Annotated in this window: 10 protein-coding genes and 2 pseudogenes; 6 read left to right on the top strand and 6 right to left on the bottom strand. The window is 69.3% G+C overall.

Going from position 1 to position 16519, the window contains the following annotated elements; genetic code table 11:
- Window positions 1–96: 96 nt before the first annotated feature.
- Window positions 97–1740 (bottom strand): acyl-CoA synthetase, encoded by a 1644-nt coding sequence (locus tag QM772_RS18875; protein WP_415139250.1) that lies wholly within the window; start codon window positions 1738–1740, stop codon window positions 97–99.
- Window positions 1741–1899: 159 nt separating this feature from the next.
- On the opposite strand from QM772_RS18875, the gene dnaG reads away from it, so the two are divergent.
- From dnaG to QM772_RS18860, 3 genes are all read left to right on the top strand, one after another.
- Entirely contained in the window at window positions 1900–3741 is a 1842-nt protein-coding gene (gene dnaG, locus QM772_RS18870) for a DNA primase (RefSeq protein ID WP_415139248.1), read from the top strand.
- Between the two features lie 306 nt (window positions 3742–4047).
- Window positions 4048–6318: an RNA polymerase sigma factor RpoD gene (rpoD, locus tag QM772_RS18865; RefSeq protein ID WP_415139246.1), complete on the top strand. Its 2271-nt coding sequence runs from the start codon at window positions 4048–4050 to the stop codon at window positions 6316–6318.
- 126 nt (window positions 6319–6444) lie between these two features.
- Window positions 6445–7662 (top strand): multidrug effflux MFS transporter, encoded by a 1218-nt coding sequence (locus QM772_RS18860; protein WP_415139244.1) that lies wholly within the window; start codon window positions 6445–6447, stop codon window positions 7660–7662.
- 72 nt (window positions 7663–7734) lie between these two features.
- Here the strand turns inward: QM772_RS18860 and QM772_RS18855 are convergent, their stop codons facing one another.
- A complete protein-coding gene (locus QM772_RS18855; RefSeq protein WP_415139242.1) occupies window positions 7735–11310 on the bottom strand; it encodes an indolepyruvate ferredoxin oxidoreductase family protein in 3576 nt (1191 codons plus the stop codon).
- 122 nt (window positions 11311–11432) lie between these two features.
- Between QM772_RS18855 and QM772_RS18850 the strand changes: the two genes are divergently transcribed.
- Window positions 11433–11903, top strand: a complete 471-nt coding sequence (locus QM772_RS18850) for an Lrp/AsnC family transcriptional regulator (protein WP_415139240.1) — start codon at window positions 11433–11435, stop codon at window positions 11901–11903.
- A 384-nt stretch (window positions 11904–12287) separates the two neighbouring features.
- On the opposite strand, the gene QM772_RS18845 is transcribed toward QM772_RS18850, so the two are convergent.
- From QM772_RS18845 to QM772_RS18835, 3 genes are all read right to left on the bottom strand, one after another.
- Entirely contained in the window at window positions 12288–13481 is a 1194-nt protein-coding gene (locus QM772_RS18845; protein ID WP_415139238.1) for a CaiB/BaiF CoA transferase family protein, read from the bottom strand.
- Window positions 13482–13492: 11 nt separating this feature from the next.
- Window positions 13493–14341 carry a MaoC family dehydratase N-terminal domain-containing protein gene (locus QM772_RS18840; protein ID WP_415139236.1) on the bottom strand — a complete coding sequence of 283 codons (849 nt, stop codon included), beginning with the start codon at window positions 14339–14341 and terminating at the stop codon, window positions 13493–13495.
- A gap of 114 nt (window positions 14342–14455) precedes the next feature.
- Complete coding sequence (locus QM772_RS18835) at window positions 14456–15622, bottom strand: acyl-CoA dehydrogenase family protein (protein WP_415139234.1); 1167 nt, start codon at window positions 15620–15622, stop codon at window positions 14456–14458.
- Between the two features lie 108 nt (window positions 15623–15730).
- Here QM772_RS18835 and QM772_RS18830 point away from each other — a divergent pair.
- Together QM772_RS18830 and QM772_RS18825 are read left to right on the top strand one after the other, a co-directional pair.
- Window positions 15731–15994: pseudogene (locus QM772_RS18830) on the top strand (LysR family transcriptional regulator); the annotation flags it as partial.
- A pseudogene (locus QM772_RS18825) lies at window positions 15987–16064 on the top strand (DUF3325 domain-containing protein); the annotation flags it as partial. The pseudogenes QM772_RS18830 and QM772_RS18825, both read left to right, overlap by 8 nt.
- 95 nt (window positions 16065–16159) lie before the next feature.
- On the opposite strand, the gene QM772_RS18820 reads toward QM772_RS18825, so the two are convergent.
- Window positions 16160–16363, bottom strand: coding sequence for a hypothetical protein (locus QM772_RS18820; protein ID WP_415139677.1), 204 nt, complete (start codon window positions 16361–16363; stop codon window positions 16160–16162).
- Between the last annotated feature and the right edge of the window lie 156 nt (window positions 16364–16519).

The following is a 16519-nucleotide window of genomic DNA, read 5'->3' as shown; positions in this document are numbered from 1 at the left end:
GCCGGACGCCGCCGGACCAAGGGCTTTCGTTTGCTATCTATTAAATAGCTGCCAGCGCTTTTCCGGCGGGCGATGGAGGCCGATTTGGCTTGAAACTCAGACGTCGATCGCCGCCGCCGACCCGGCCTGCTGGCGCAGCGCGAACTTCTGGATCTTGCCCGTGCTGGTCTTGGGCAGCTCGCCGAACACCACCGCGCGCGGCACCTTGAAGCCGGCCAGGTGCCGCTTGCAGTGCGCCACGATGTCGGCCGCCGTCACCTCGGCGCCGGGCTTCAGCTCGACGAAGGCGCATGGCGTCTCGCCCCACTTCGGGTCGGGCTTGGCGACCACGGCGGCGGCCAGCACGGCGGGGTGGCGGTAGAGCACGTCCTCCACCTCGATGGAGGAGATGTTCTCGCCGCCCGAGATGATGATGTCCTTGCTGCGGTCCTTGATCTTGATGTAGCCGTCGGGGTATTGCACCGCCAGGTCGCCCGAATGGAACCAGCCGCCGGCGAACGCTTCCGCCGTGGCCTTGGGGTTCTTCAGGTAGCCCTTCATGGCGATGTTGCCGCGGAACATGATCTCGCCCATGGTCTCGCCGTCCATCGGCACGGGCAACATGGTCTGCGGGTCCAGCACGCGGGCGTCGCGCTCCAGGTGGTAGCGCACGCCCTGGCGCGCGTTCAGGCGCGCGCGCTCGCCGATGTCCAGGCCGTCCCACTCGTCGTGCTTGGCGCACACGGTGGCCGGGCCGTAGACCTCGGTCAGGCCGTAGACGTGGGTGAGGTCGAATCCCATGCGCTCCATGCCCTCGATCATGGCCGCCGGCGGCGCCGCGCCCGCCACCATGCATTTCACGCCGCGCGGCACGCCGGCCTTCATCTCGTCCGGCGCGTTCACCAGCAGTCCGTGCACGATGGGCGCGCCGCAGTAGTGCGTGACGCCGTGCTCGCGGATGGCGTCGAAGATGGCCTGCGCCTCCACGCGGCGCAGGCACACGTTCACGCCCGCGCGCGCCGCCACCGTCCACGGAAAGCACCAGCCGTTGCAGTGGAACATGGGCAGCGTCCACAGGTAGACGGCGTGCTTGGGCATGTCCCACTCCAGCACATTGCTGATGGCGTTGGCGGCCGCGCCGCGGTGGTGGTAGACCACGCCCTTGGGGTTGCCGGTGGTGCCGCTGGTGTAGTTGAGCGCGATGGCATCCCATTCGTCGGCCGGGTACGCCCAGTCGAACTGCGGATCGCCCTGGGCGACGAAGACGTCGTAGGTGATGCCGCCGATGCGCTCGCCCGCGCCATAGAGCCCGTCTTCCACGTCGATGACCAGGATCGGCACCTTCGACCGGCGCAGCGCCAGCGCCTTCTTCATGACGGGCGCGCATTCGGGATCGACGATGACGGCCCTGGCCTCGCCGTGGTCCAGCATGAAGGCCACCGCCTCCGGGTCCAGCCGGGTGTTCAGCGCGTTCAGCACCGCGCCGGCCATCGGGATGCCGAAGTGCGCCTCCACCATGGGCGGCGTGTTGGGCAGCATCACGGCCACGGTGTCGTTCTTGCCGATGCCCGCGGCGCGCAGGCTGCTGGCCAGGCGCCGGCAGCGCGCGTAGGTCTCGGCCCAGGTCTGGCGCAATGCGCCGTGCACGATGGCCAGGCGCTGCGGGTAGACCTCGGCCGTGCGCTGGATGAAGGCCAGCGGCGTCAGCGGGGCGTGGTTGGCCGGGGTGCGCGGCAGGTCGGTGTCGTAGATGCTGGGCATGGGGGTCTCCTCCGGCCCGTATTGAAACACCGGCGCCTGACGCCCAACTGAAAAATAGCCTCCACGCTTGCTCGCTTCGCGCCGTTCGCTGCCCCCGAGGGGGCTTTTTCATCTTGGGGCGGCCCGGCGATGAAAAACCCGATCCGTCACAATCCCCCGGTGACCATCCCGCAGCACTTCATCCAGGAACTCCTGGCGCGCGCCGACGTCGTGGAGATCGTCGGCCGCTACGTGCAGCTCAAGAAGACGGGCGCCAACTTCTCCGGCCTGTGCCCCTTCCATTCCGAGAAGTCGCCCAGCTTCACCGTCAGCCCCTCCAAGCAGTTCTACCACTGCTTCGGCTGCGGCAAGAACGGCAACGCCATCGGCTTTCTGATGGACCACACCGGCGCCGGCTTCGTCGAGACGGTGCACGACCTGGCGCAGCAGTACGGCCTGCAAGTGCCCGAGGACGAGCGCAGCCCCGCCGAGCGCGCCCGCGCCGCGCAGGAGACCGCCCAGCGCGCCACCCTCACCGACGTGCTGGCGCGCGCCGCCGACGCCTACCGCAGGCACCTGAAGAACGCGCCCCGCGCCATCGACTACCTGAAGGCGCGCGGCCTCTCCGGCGCCGTGGCGCGCGACTTCGGCCTGGGCTACGCGCCCGAGGGCTGGCGCACCCTGGCCAGCACGTTCCCCGACTACGCCGACCCGCTGCTGCACGAGTCCGGCCTGGTCATCACCGGCGAGGACGGCGACGACAAGCGCTACGACCGATTCCGCGACCGCATCATGTTCCCCATCCGCTCGGTCAAGGGCGAGGTGATCGGCTTCGGCGGCCGTGTGCTGGGCGACGAGAAACCCAAGTACCTGAACTCGCCCGAGACCCCGGTGTTCCACAAGGGCCGCGAGCTGTACGGCCTGTTCGAGGCCCGCGCCGCCCTGCGCGAACACGGCTACGCGCTGGTCACCGAGGGCTACATGGACGTGGTGGCGCTGGCCCAGCTCGGCTTCGGCAACGCCGTCGCCACCCTGGGCACGGCCTGCACGCCCGAGCACGTGCACAAGCTGTTCCGCTTCACCGAGCAGGTGGTGTTCAGCTTCGACGGCGACGCCGCCGGCCGCCGCGCCGCGCGCAAGGCGCTGGAGGCCGCCCTGCCCCTGGCGACCGACGTGCGCAGCGTCAAGTTCCTGTTCCTGCCGCCCGAGCACGACCCCGACAGCTTCATCCGCGCCGAAGGCGCCGACGCCTTCGGCCAGGCCGTGAAGGAAGCCGTGCCGCTGTCGCGCTTCCTGCTCGAAGCCGCCGCGCAGGACTGCGACCTGGCCACCGCCGAAGGGCGCTCGCACTTCGCCGCCAACGCCCGCCCGCTGTGGCAGCTGCTGCCCACCGGCGCGCTGGCGCAGCAGCTGCTGGGCGAGATCGCGGCGCAGGTGCAGATCGGCACGCACGAGCTGGAAGACCTGTGGGGCCTGCGCCGCCCCAGCGCCGCCCGCTATGAAAAAAAGACCGACGTTCGAGCACCAGTCAGCGCTGGCGGTCAGAAACGCAACCAAAGAACCGAGGCGCCCCGCCCCGCCGGCCGCCTGCGCGCCCTGCCCGCCAGCCGCGCCAGCCGCGCGTTGCAGATCGTGCTGACCGAGCCCAGCGCCTGGGAGCGCCTGAGCGACAGCGAACACGTGCTGCTGTGCGACCTGCCGGCGCCGCACGGCCCGCTGTTCACCTGGCTGGCCGGCCAGTTCATGGACCACGGCCCCCAGCCCTGGAGCGCCCTGCGCGAGGCCCTGCGCGGGCACGAGCACGAAGCCTTCGCCGACGCCGAGGTGGCCCGGGTGCCGCCCGACATCGATTCCGAGCCGGCCGAGCTGGCCGGCATCGTGCGCACCGAGCGGCGCGAGCAGCTCAAGCGCCGCATGGACGCCGCCCTGGCCGCCGGCGAGCTGGCGGCCTACCAGGGCCTGCTGCGCGAGTTGGCCGAATCCGACAGGGCCGAGCGCGAAAGCCGCGCCGCCGCCCCTTGAAACGGCGCCCGGACGCTATAATTGAAGGCTTGTCACCGGCAAGAGCGACAGCGGCACCTCCGGACCGGCCAGCGCGCCCGCGTCAAGCGCGCACCCGCAGCAGGGTTGGCCAAATCACCGCAAGGACTGCATACCAAATGTTCGCCCACCCATCTTGCCCCTGACGGAAACCGCCGGACCCCGACCGCGCTGTCCGGCGCCGTCAATATTTGGTTCGTCCGAATTGTTGTCCTGTAGCCAGAGTGCCGTCCGGGCGCGCTCCATCGCGCTCCCCGCCCGGTGCCCGCCCTGAACCGAGGTTGATCCATGCCTGCCAGCCAGAAGTCCGCCAAGCCCGCCATCGCCAAGCCCGCCGCCAAGAAGGGCCAGGCCGAGGAGCTCGACCCGAAAGCCGCCAAGAAGCCCGCGGCCAAGGCCAAGGAGGCCAGCGCCCCGGCCGCCAAGCCGAGCCGCCCCGCCAAGGGCGCGGCGGCGGCCGAGAAGTCGGCGCCGGCCAAGCGCGGGCGCGCCGCCGGCAAGGCCGCGGCCAAGCCGGGCGAGGACGAAGACCTGTCCGACATCGAGGCCGACCTGGAAGGCGAGCCCGAGGTCGAGGCCCAGGTCGACCAGGGTGCGGTCGAGAAGCCCAAGCCCCTGCGCATGAAGATCAGCAAGGCCAAGGAACGGGCCTTGATGAAGGAGTTCGGCCTCGACGAAGGCGTGCTCTCCGAGGAGGAGATGAACACCCGCCGCGCCAACCTGAAGGCGCTGCTGAAGCTGGGCAAGACGCGCGGCTACCTGACGCACGGCGAGATCACCGACCACCTGCCCGAGAAGCTGGTGGACACCGAGACCCTGGAGGCCGTGGTCTCCATGCTGAACGACCTGGGCGTGGCCGTCTACGAGCAGACGCCCGACGCCGAGACCCTGCTGCTGACCAACACCGGCACCAGCACCGCCACCGAGGAGGAGGCCGAGGAAGAAGCCGAGGCCGCCCTGTCCACCGTGGACAGCGAATTCGGCCGCACCACCGACCCGGTGCGCATGTACATGCGCGAGATGGGCACGGTGGAGCTGCTCACGCGCGAGGGCGAGATCGAGATCGCCAAGCGCATCGAAGGCGGCCTGATGGCGATGATGGAAGCCATCAGCGCCAGCCCCGCCACCATCGCCGAGATCCTGCGCCTGGCGGCCGAGATCCGCGAGGGCAAGGTCGTCATCAACACCATCGTGGACGGCTTCTCCGACGCCAACGAGAACGACGACTACGTGGCCGAGGAAGACTTCGACGAATACGACGAAGAGGACGACGACGACGGCAAGGGCGGCTCCAAGGCCATGACCAAGCTGCTCGAAGCCCTCAAGACCCAGGCGCTGGAGCGCTTCGACGAGATCGCCGTGCTGTTCGAGAAGGTGCACCGCGCCTACGACAAGGACGGCTGGGGCTCGCCCGCCTACACCAAGGCGCAGCACGCGCTGTCCGAGCGCCTGATGAGCATCCGCTTCACCGCCAAGACCATCGAGAAGCTGTGCGACATGCTGCGCGGCCAGGTGGACGACGTGCGCAAGTACGAGCGCGAGCTGCGCCGCATCGTGGTCGACAAGTGCGGCTACCCGCAGGAGCAGTTCATCGCCGACTTCTCCGGCCGCGACCGCAACGGCAACAAGGTGCCCTCGCAGCTGCTCAACCTGAAGTGGGTCGAGAAGCAGGCCGCCGCCGGCAAGCCCTGGAGCGCCGTGATGGAGCGCAACATCCCGCCCATCCAGGACTTGCAGCAGAAGCTGATCGACCTGCAATCGCGCGTGGTGGTGCCGCTGGACGAGCTGAAGGACATCAACAAGCGCATGAACGAGGGCGAGGCCGCCTCGCGCGACGCCAAGAAGGAGATGATCGAGGCCAACCTGCGCCTGGTGATCTCCATCGCCAAGAAGTACACCAACCGGGGCCTTCAGTTCCTGGACCTCATTCAAGAGGGCAACATCGGCCTGATGAAGGCGGTGGACAAGTTCGAATACCGGCGCGGCTACAAGTTCTCGACCTACGCGACGTGGTGGATCCGCCAGGCGATCACGCGGTCGATCGCGGATCAAGCACGGACCATCCGCATCCCGGTGCACATGATCGAGACCATCAACAAGATGAACCGCATCTCCCGCCAGCACCTGCAGGAGTTCGGCTTCGAGCCCGACGCCGGCATCCTGGCCGAGAAGATGGAGATGCCCGAGGACAAGATCCGCAAGATCATGAAGATCGCCAAGGAGCCGATCTCCATGGAGACGCCGATCGGCGACGACGACGACAGCCACCTGGGCGACTTCATCGAGGACACCAACAACACCGCGCCCATCGAGGCCGCCATGCAGGCCGGCCTGCGCGACGTGGTGAAGGACATCCTCGACAGCCTGACCCCGCGCGAGGCCAAGGTGCTGCGCATGCGCTTCGGCATCGAGATGAGCACCGACCACACGCTGGAGGAAGTCGGCAAGCAGTTCGACGTCACGCGCGAGCGCATCCGCCAGATCGAGGCCAAGGCGCTGCGCAAGCTCAAGCACCCGAGCCGCAGCGACAAGCTGCGCTCGTTCATCGACAGCCTCTGACGCCCGGCGGCGCGCCCGCGTGCGCGCCGCATCGTTCTTTCAGATGAAAAAGGCCGCCAGCGCTTGTGCAGACAGCGCTGGCAGCTCTTTTTTGAATAGCAAAATCCTTTCGAAAGCCATCCCGCGATGAACCCCGAAGCCGCCCACCTGTGGCGCGCCCCGCGCTGGGCCCTGGCCCTGCTGCTGGCCATGCTGGGCACGCTGGGGCCGTTCTCCATCGACACCTACGTGCCGGCGTTCGCGGCCATCGGGGCCGCCACGGGCGCCACGCCGCTGCAGTTGCAGCAGACCTTCTCGGCCTACCTGTTCGGCTTCGCCTTCATGAACCTGTTCCACGGCGCGCTGTCGGACAGCTTCGGCCGCCGGCCGGTGGTGCTGTGGGGCCTCGCGGTGTTCACGCTCGCCTCGGTTGGCTGCGCGCTGTCGCAGAGCATCGGGCAGCTGATCTTCTTCCGCGCGCTGCAGGGCCTGTCGACCGGCGCCGGCATCGTGGTGTCGCGCGCGGTGGTGCGCGACCTGTTCCCGCCCTCGGAGGCGCAGAAGGTGATGAGCCAGATCACCATCTACTTCGGTGTCGCGCCGGCCATCGCGCCGCTGGTGGGCGGGCTGCTGCTGGAATGGACGGGCGGCTGGCGCGCCATCTTCTGGCTGCTGGTGGTCGTGGGGGCGGCGCTGACGGTGTCCAACTGGCGCCTGCTGCCCGAGACGCTGCCGGCGGCGCGGCGCCAGCCGTTTCGCGTCGGCCACCTGATGCGCGGCTACTGGCAGCTGCTGAGCGATCCGCGCTTCATGCTGCTGGCGCTGGCCTCGGGCATCCCGTTCAACGGTCTGTTCCTGTACGTGCTGTCGGCGCCGGCCTTCCTGGGCGACGTGCTGCAGCTCAGGCCCACGCAATTCTTCTGGATGTTCGTGCTGAGCATCGCCGGCATCATGGGCGGCTCGTGGCTGTCGGGCCGCCTGGCCGGCCGCGCGCGCCCGCGCCACCAGATCATGAAGGGCATCCGCATCATGCTGATCGTGTCGGTGCTGAACGTCGCGGCCAACGCCATGCTGGCGCCGAGCGCCTGGTGGTCGCTGTGGCCCATCACCATCTACGCCTTCGGCTGGGCGCTGATGGTGCCGGTGGTGACGCTGATGGTGCTGGACCTGCACCCCGAGCGGCGCGGCATGGCCTCGTCGCTGCAGGCGGTGGTGGGCTCGGCCTCCAACGGCGTGGTGGCGGGCGCGGTGGCGCCGCTGGTGATGCACTCGGCCCTCGGCCTGGCCCTGGCATCAGCGGCGTTCATGCTGGTGGGGCTGGTGGCCTGGGCTTGGCTGCGCCGGCGCTGGCCGGAACTGGGCTGATTTTATAAGCAGAATAGGCCGCCAGCGCCCGTCCATCAAGCGCTGGCAGCTATCAAAACAAAAGCAAACGGCTCACATCGATGCCACGACGGGAATGCCGCGCAGCTGCCCCGCCCTCGGCTGGGCCGGCGGCGCGGGGTAGCGCGCCGGATCGAGGCGGTGCAGCAGCTCGGCCTCGCGCGCGCGGGCCAGCGCGACGGTGCCGAGCTTGACGTGGCCGAAGCCGCGCATGCTCATGGGCACGGCGGCGATGTCGGCGGCCAGGGTCAGGTTGCCGGCCGTGAGCTGCGGCAGCAGTTCACGCACGCGGGCTTCGTACTGCGCGATCAAGGCGCGCTCCATGCGGCGCTCGTCGGTGCGGCCGAACAGGTCCAGCGCGCCGCCGCGCAGCGCCTTGCCTTTGGCGAGCAGGCGCATCAAGGGCAGCATCCAGGCACCCAGCGTGACCTTGCGGGGCGGCTCACCGCCCCGGGGGCGTGACCAGAGCGGCGGGGCCATGTGGAATTGCAGCTTCAGCTCGCCCTCGAACTGGTGCGCCAGCGCGGCCCGGAAGCTGCCATCGGTGTACAGGCGCGCCACCTCGTATTCGTCCTTGTAGCTCATCAGCTTGCGCAGGCTCGCGGCGACGGCGCGCGCGAAGCGCTCGCTGCCCGGCGCCACCTGCTGCTCGCGCGCGTGGGCCTCGCGCACCAGGGCGGCGTAGCGCAGGCCCCAGGCGGCGTTCTGGTAGGCGGTGAGGTGGCTCATGCCGTGGGCGACGAGCGCGTCCAGCGACTCGCGCGCGGGCGCCGCGTCGGCGGGCGCGCCCAGCAGCGACTCGCAGGCGCCGGGATCAAAGGCGGCCAGGCGGCCGAGCGAGAAGGCCAGGCGGTTGGCGTCCACGGCGACGCCGTTCAGCGCGATGGCGCGCTCGATCGCCGCCAGGCCCACGGGCACCAGACCGCGCTGCCAGGCGTAGCCCATCGCCAGCACGTTGGCGGTGACGGTGTCGCCCAGGAAGTCCTCGGCCAGCGCCTGGGCGTCGAAGGTCTCGACGCGCTCGTCGCCAGCGGCGAAGCGCAGCTTGGCCAGCAGCAGCCCGGTCTTCAGGCTGGCGTCGGGGTTCTTCAGCGACTCGGCCACCGGCGTCTCGTGCACGTTGGCGAGGATGCGCGTGCGGCCGTGGCGCACGGTGCCCAGCGCCTCGGGCTGGGCGGCGACCACGGCGTCGCAGGCCAGCACGGCGTCGGCCTGCTGGGTGTCGATGCGCACCTGGTTCAGCCGCTCGGGCACGTCGGCCAGGCGCACGAACGAGAGCACCGCCCCGCCCTTCTGCGCGAAGCCCATGAAGTCGAGCACGGAGGCAGCCTTGCCCTCCAGGTGCGCGGCCATGGCGATGACGGCGCCCACCGTCACCACGCCGGTGCCGCCGACACCGGTGACCAGCAGGTCGTAAGGCCCCGCCCACACGTGCGGCGCGGGCTGCGGCAGGCCGGCGACCAGACGCTGGAAGGCGTCGTCGGCGCCGCCGGCCAGCGCGCCGGCCTTCTTGCGCAATTTGCCGCCACGCACGCTGACGAAGCTGGGGCAGAAGCCCTTGGCGCAGGAATAGTCCTTGTTGCACGCGGTCTGGTCGATGCGGCGCTTGCGGCCCAGCGCCGTCTCGTGCGGCAGCACGGCCACGCAGTTGCTCTGCACGCCGCAGTCGCCGCAGCCTTCGCACACGGCTTCGTTGATGAAGAGGCGCCGGTCCGGGTCCACCAGCTCACCCTTCTTGCGGCGGCGGCGCTTCTCGGCGGCGCAGGTCTGCTCGTAGATGAGCACGGTGACGCCTTCGACCTCGCGCAGCTCGCGCTGCACGCGGTCCAGCTCGGCGCGGTCGTGGAAGGCGGTGCCGGCCGGGAAGCGGCCTTTGATGGCGGCGTACTTGCCGATGTCGTCGGACAGCACCACCACCTGCTTCACGCCCTCGCTCTCCACCTGGCGGGCGATGGCGTCCACGCTGATGATGCCGTCCACCGGCTGGCCGCCGGTCATCGCCACCGCATCGTTGAACAGGATCTTGTAGGTGATGCGCGCCCGCGCCGCCACCGCCTGCCGGATGGCGAGGTAGCCCGAGTGGTAGTAGGTGCCGTCGCCCAGGTTCTGGAACACGTGGGGCTTGCGGGTGAACAGGGCGTGCGATATCCAGTCCACGCCCTCGCCGCCCATCTGGATCAGGCCGGCCGTGTCGCGGTCCATCCAGTTGGCCATGAAGTGGCAGCCGATGCCGGCGCGCGCCGTCGAGCCCTCGGGCACCTTGGTGGACGTGTTGTGCGGGCAGCCGGCGCAGAAGTACGGCAGGCGCTTGACGGTGTCGGCGTCGTTGGAGAGCAGTTCGGGCGGCGTGAAGTCGCGCACGTGCGCGCGCCGGTCGGCGAAGCGGTCGGGGAAATGGCGGATCAGCCAGTCCGCCGTGAGCTCGATCAGGCGCGAGGGGCGCAGCTCGCCCAGCGCCGAGACCAGCGGGCGCCCGGCCGCATCGCGCTTGCCCAGGATGGCAGGGCGCGCGCCGGCCGGGGCGTTGTAGAACAGCTCGCGCAGCTGCGTCTCGACCACCGCGCCCTTCTCCTCGATGACCAGGATTTCCTTCAGGCCCTGCGCGAAGGCCGCCATGCGCGTGGTCTCGATGGGGAACGACAGCCCCACCTTGTACAGGCGCACGCCCGCCTCGGCCAGCAAGGCGGGCGGGATCTCCAGCCGGCGCAGCACTTCCATCAGGTCGTCATGCGCCTTGCCGCAGGTGACGATGCCCACGGTGGCGCGAGGCGATTCGATCACGTGGCGGTCGATGGAATTGACGCGTGAAAAGGCCGCCACCGCTTGCAGCTTGTGCGCCAGGCGCTCCTCGATCTGTAGCGACGGCAAGTCGGGCCAGCGGTAGTGCAGCCCATCAGGCGGCGGCTGGTGGCCGGTGGCGGCGCGCACGGCGGAGGCGTCGTGCCAGGCGGCCACGCGCCGGTGGATCAGGTCCAAATCCACCGTGGCGCCGCTTTCCACCACTTCCGACAGCGCCGTCATGCCCACCCAGTTGCCGCTGTAGCGCGACAGCTGCCAGCCGTACAGGCCGAACTCCAGGATCTCGGCCACGCTGGCCGGCGCCACGATGGGCATGTGGAAGGCTTGCAGCAGCTGGTCGCTCTGGTGCGGCATGGACGAGCTGACGCAGCCGTGGTCGTCGCCCGCCACCACCAGCACGCCGCCGTGCGGAGACGAGCCGTAGGCGTTGCCGTGCTTGATGGCGTCGCCCGCGCGGTCCACGCCGGGGCCCTTGCCGTACCACATCGCGAACACGGCGCGGGCGGTCTTCTCGGGGTCGCTCTCCACGCGCTGGGTGCCCAGCACCTGGGTGGCGCCCAGTTCCTCGTTGATGGCGGGCACGAAGCGCAGGCCGGCGTCCTTCCACTGCGGGCCGGCCTTCCAGATCGCCTGGTCCAGCATGCCCAGCGGCGAGCCGCGGTAGCCGCTGACGAAGCCCTGGGTGGCCAGGCCCGCCGCCGCGTCGCGCTGGCGCTGCATCAGCATCAGGCGCACCAGGGCCTGGGTGCCGGTCAGGAATACCTGGCCGTGGGGGGCCCAGAGGTTGTCCGAAAGCCGGTAGTCGGGGCGCTTCAGCGCGGCGTCGCTCATCGTCGTCTCCTGCAGGGCCTCGTGGGGCGGCCCGCACCGATCTTAGGCCGGTGGGGCGGAAGAAATCCGCTCATTCCCATCCGAAACGCCTTAGGATGGGAAAATTTTTCTCCAAATCTCTTATGGACGAGAATTTCCAACTCGACCCCGCCAGCCTGCGCATCCTGCGCGAGTTGCAGCGCGACGCGCGCCAGACGGTGCAGCAGATCGCCGAGCGGGTGGGCCTGTCGAGCACGCCGTGCTGGAAGCGCATCAAGGCCATGGAGCGCGCCGGCGTCATCACCGGCTACAGCGCGCTGGTGGACCGCGCCCGGGTCGGCCTGGGGCTGCTGGTGGTGGTGGAGGCCAACCTCAGCCTGCACAGCGAGGCGCTGGTGCGCGAGTTCGAGCGCGCCGTCGCCGCCACGCCGGAGATCGTGCGCTGCCTGTCCACCACCGGCCAGGCGGACTACATCCTCACCGTGATGGTGGCCGACATCGCCGCCTACGAGCGCTTCCTGCACGCCACGCTGTTCCGGCTGCCGGGCATCACGCACGTGCGCTCGTCCATCGTGCTCAAGGAAGTCAAGGCCGATGTGAGGCTGCCGGTCTAGGCCGGCGCCGGCCCGCGCGATCCGAGGCCCCGGATTCAGCGCCCTATCGGCCTCAAAAGCTTATGGAGCAAGCGCTGGCTGCTATCATTCTTGCATAATCGCGGCGATCGCCCCGGCCGCGCGGATCATGGGGCAGATCGACCATCCGGCCGTCGAGGCTGAGCACCTCGCCGCCGCGCCGGGCCGCTTCTTCGAGCACGCGCGCCACCTGGGCGAGGTGGATGCACAGCTTGCCGCCGAAGGCGCGGGCAGCCGGGCGCGGCGGGTTCCTCGGGCTCGGGACACACGCCGCGGCCACGTCCTGCCCAGTCACGCAGCGGCGCGAGATCGGCGGCGTGCCAGGGCAGGCCCACGCGCGGCGCGCGGGGATTCGGCATTCATGGCTCAGATCACCCCGGCAGCGCGCAGCTGCTCAATGTCGGACTCGCTGCGCCCCAGCTCGCTCAGGATCGCCGCGCTGTGCCCGCCCAGCGCGGGCACCGGGTCCATGCGGGGATCGAAGCTGCCCACCGTGGCGGGCGGCAGCAGCGACTGCAATTCACCCGCCGGTGAGCCAATGGGGCGAAAGCGCCGGCGCGCATGCAGCTGCGGGTGCGTCCACAGATCGCCCACCTGGTTGACGGCGGCGTTGGCGATCTGCGCCTCGTCGAGGCGCGCGACCACCTCCTGCGCCGTGAGAGGAGCAAAGGTCTGCTCGATGACGGCCTTCAGGGCCGCGCGGTTCTCCACGCGGCGCACGTTGGCGTCGAAGCGCGGGTCGGTGGCCAGTTCGGGGCAGAGCAGGACCTTGTCGCAGAACAGCTTCCACTCGCGCTCGTTCTGCAGGCCCAGCATGACGACCTTGCCGTCGCCCGCGGCGAAGGGCCCATAGGGGTAGATGGTGGCGTGCGCGGCGCCGTTGCGCCCGGGAGGTTCCTGGCCGTCGTAGGCGTAGTACATCGGGAACCCCATCCACTCGCCCAGCGCTTCGAGCATGGAGACTTCGACGTGCGAGCCCTCGCCCGTGAGGTTGCGTTGCAGCAGCGCGCTCAGGATGCCGGTGTAGGCGTACATGCCCGCCGCGATGTCGGCGATCGAGATGCCGGCCTTGCTGGGCTCGTCCCGGGTGCCGGTAATCGACAGGAAGGCCGCCTCGCTCTGGATCAGCAGGTCGTAGGCCTTCTTGTCGCGGTAGGGGCCGTCGGCGCCGTAGCCGCTGATGTCGCAGACGATCAGCTTGGGATACTGCTCGTGCAGCGCCTCGAACGACAGGCCCATGCGCGCGGCTGCGCCGGGCGCGAGGTTCTGCACCAGCACGTCGGCGCCGGCCAGCAGCTCACCCAGCAGTTGCTGCGCCTGCGGCTGCTTCAGGTCGAGCGTCAGGCTTTCCTTGGAGCGGTTCGTCCACACGAAATGCGACGCCAGGCCGCGCGTGCGGTGGTCGTAGGCGCGGGCGAAGTCGCCCACGCCGGGGCGCTCCACCTTGATGACGCGCGCGCCCAGGTCGGCGAGCTGGCGCGTGCAGAACGGCGCGGCGATGGCGTGCTCCAGCGTGACGACGGTCATGCCGTGCAGCGGGCCCTGGCGAAACTCGGACATGAATGGCCTCCTTATTCGATCTCGGCGCTGGCCTGCATGGCGAGCTGGCCCTGCGGGCCGCTCGCCCACAGGCTGGCCCTGCCGCCCTCGACCTTGCCGTTGACGCTGAACGACGCAGTGTCGAACAAGGGGCTCATGGCCTTGAACTCGAAGCCGCGGATGGTCCTGTCCGGATGCGTGCGGCGCAGCTCTTCCAAGAGCAGCGTGGCGATCAGCGGGCCGTGCACCACCAGGCCGGGGTAGCCCTCCTCCTGCATGGCGTAAGGCCGGTCGTAGTGGATGCGGTGGCCGTTGAAAGTGAGCGCCGAATAGCGCATCAGCAGCACGGGGTCGGGTGCGACGGTGCGGCCGAACTGCTCGTCGGTGGGCGCGGCGGCGGGCTGCGGCGCGGGCGCGCCGGGAGCGGGCGGGTCGCGGTAGACGATGTCCTGCTCCTCGTGGATGGCGACGCCCTGCGCGCCCGACACTTCGTGCCGCACCGTCACGAACACCAGCTTGCCGCTGCGGCCATCCTTGACATTGACACTCTTGATCAGCGACACGCGCCGCACCGCCTCGCCCACGGCCAGCGGTTGCACGAACTGCAGGCGGCTGCCCGCCCACATGCGCCTGGGCAGGCTGACAGGCGGCAGGAAACCGCCGCGCCTGGGGTGTCCGTCCGGGCCGATGCTGGATTGGCGCTCGCCCGGCAGAAAGTACAGCCAATGCCACAGCGGCGGCAGGTGCGGCGGCAGCGCGGCCGGGCTGGCCGTGTCCAGCGTGGCCTGCATCAGGCGGATGGGCGTGGAAGTGATCTGGTCGGCGCTTTCCTCGGTGCGGCCCACCCAGGCATCGTAAGTGGCGGTGCCGTCCTGGTGCATGGCGCGTCGTCTCCATTGATTCATGAGTGAAATCGGCCTCCAGCGCCCATGCAGCATACGCTGGAAGCTCTCTTTTAAATAGCGACTACTGCAAGGCGGCCTGAACCGGCCCAATCAGAACGAACGCGGCAGGCCCAGCGTGTGCTGGGCGACGTGGCTCAGAATCATGTTGGTGGAGATCGGCGCCACCTGGTACAGCCGCGTCTCGCGGAACTTGCGCTCGATGTCGTATTCGCAGGCGAAGCCGAAGCCGCCGTGCGTCTGCAGGCAGGCGTTGGCGGCCTCCCAGCTCGCCTTGGCGGCCAGGTACTTGGCCATGTTGGCCTCGGTGCCGGCGTTCTGGCGCGCGTCGATCTTCTCGCAGGCGCGCCAGCGCATCAGGCTGGCCGCCTCCAGCTCGATGAAGGCCTCGGCCAGCGGGAACTGGATGCCCTGGTTCTGCCCGATCGGGCGGCCAAAGACCTTGCGCTCGTTGGCGTAGTCGCGTGCCTTCTCCACGAACCAGTAGCCGTCGCCGATGCACTCGGAGGCGATCAGCGTGCGCTCGGCGTTCAGGCCGTCGAAGATCACCTTCAGGCCCTTGCCTTCGGTGCCCAGCAGCGCGTCCTCGGGCAGCTCCAGGTTGTCGAAGAACAGCTCGTTGGTCTCGTGGTTGACCATGTTCAGGATGGGGCGCACGGTGAGGCCCTTGGCCGTAGCCTTGTCCAGCTCGACGATGAAGCACGACAGGCCGTCGCTGCGCTTTGCCACCTGGTCCACGGGCGTGGTGCGCGCCAGCAGGATCAGCAGGTCGCTGTGCTGCACGCGGCTGATCCAGACCTTCTGGCCGTTGACGACCCAGCGGCCGTCCTTCTTCACCGCCGTGGTCTTGAGCTTGGTGGTGTCGCTGCCCGTGGTGGGCTCGGTCACGCCCATCGACTGCACGCGCAGATCGCCGGCGGCGATCTTGGGCAGGTACTTCTGCTTCTGGGCCTCGCTGCCGCTGAACACGATGGTGTTCATCACGTACATCTGACCGTGGCAGGCGCCGGAGTTGCCGCCGCTGCGGTTGATCTCCTCCATGATGACCGAGGCCTCGGCCATCGACAGGCCCGGGCCACCGTATTCCTGCGGAATCAGCGCGGCCAGCCAGCCGGCCTTGGTGAGGGCGTTGACGAATTCCTCGGGATAGCCGCGCGCCTCGTCGATCTTGCGGTGGTATTCGGCGGGGAACTGCTGGCACAGGCCGCGCACGGCGTCGCGGATTTCCTGGTATTGGTCGGGAGCTGAAAGAGCGCTCATGAATGGAAGTCTTTGGGGTGAACGTTTCGATCAATAGTAATATTTGATGGATTCACGAAAAAATAGATTTTCCTGATTGAATCATCAATTTTCGGCATCGATCCTTCCATGGATCTCAAGCAGTTGCGCGCCTTCGTCACCGTGGCCGAAACGGGCGGCGTCACGCGCGCCTCGGCCTTTCTCAACCTGGTGCAGCCGGCGGTGTCGCGCCAGTTGCGCCTGCTGGAGGAAGACCTGGACACCGAGCTGTTCGAGCGCGGACGCCACGGCATGCAGCTCACGCCGCCGCGCAAAACCATGCTGGAATACGCGCGCCGCATCCTTGACGAAGTGGCGCGCGCCAAGGCCGAGATTCAGCCCGCCGATGGGCCGGCCCCAGCAGACCCTGTTCGGCCGCGAATTCGCCGCCGGCCGCACGCGGGCGCTGCGCATCGGCGGCTGGGCGGCGTTGGTCGCCTCGCTCGCCATCGCCGTCAAAGGGCTGGGCGCTGGGCCTGGTGGCCTGGTGCGGCCACATCGGCCTGGGCGCGGGCCTGGTCATCCTGGCCCTGAGATCGCCTGGGACCGCCGGCAGGCACGCCGCCAAGCTGAGTTCAACGCCGCCCTCAGCGCCGCGTCGAAGGCGGCCGGCGCCTCGAACTGCACCCAGTGGCCGGCCTCTCCCGTCGTCAGGCGCTGGCCGCGCGACAGCGGCGTGCGCTCGGCCAGAGGAAGCATCGAGGGGATTTCAATGGCGGACATGGCGGGGAATCTTCGGTCGTAGCGCCCTCTGCGCGAGGGTGCGTGGACGGCAGATTGTGCGCGCCAAGCGCCAGTGAAGCCCCTCTCGCCATCGAGAACCGCCCGCGTGGCGGATCTGGTCAGGCGCCCCTGGGTGTGAGGAAAAAAATGGCCCGC

Origin of the sequence: Ottowia sp. (assembly GCF_047601385.1) — a bacterium.
In the GTDB taxonomy this organism is placed as follows: Bacteria; Pseudomonadota; Gammaproteobacteria; order Burkholderiales; family Burkholderiaceae_C; genus Ottowia.
Note: the sequence above shows the minus strand (reverse complement) of the source record. Positions and strands in the feature narration are given on the sequence as shown.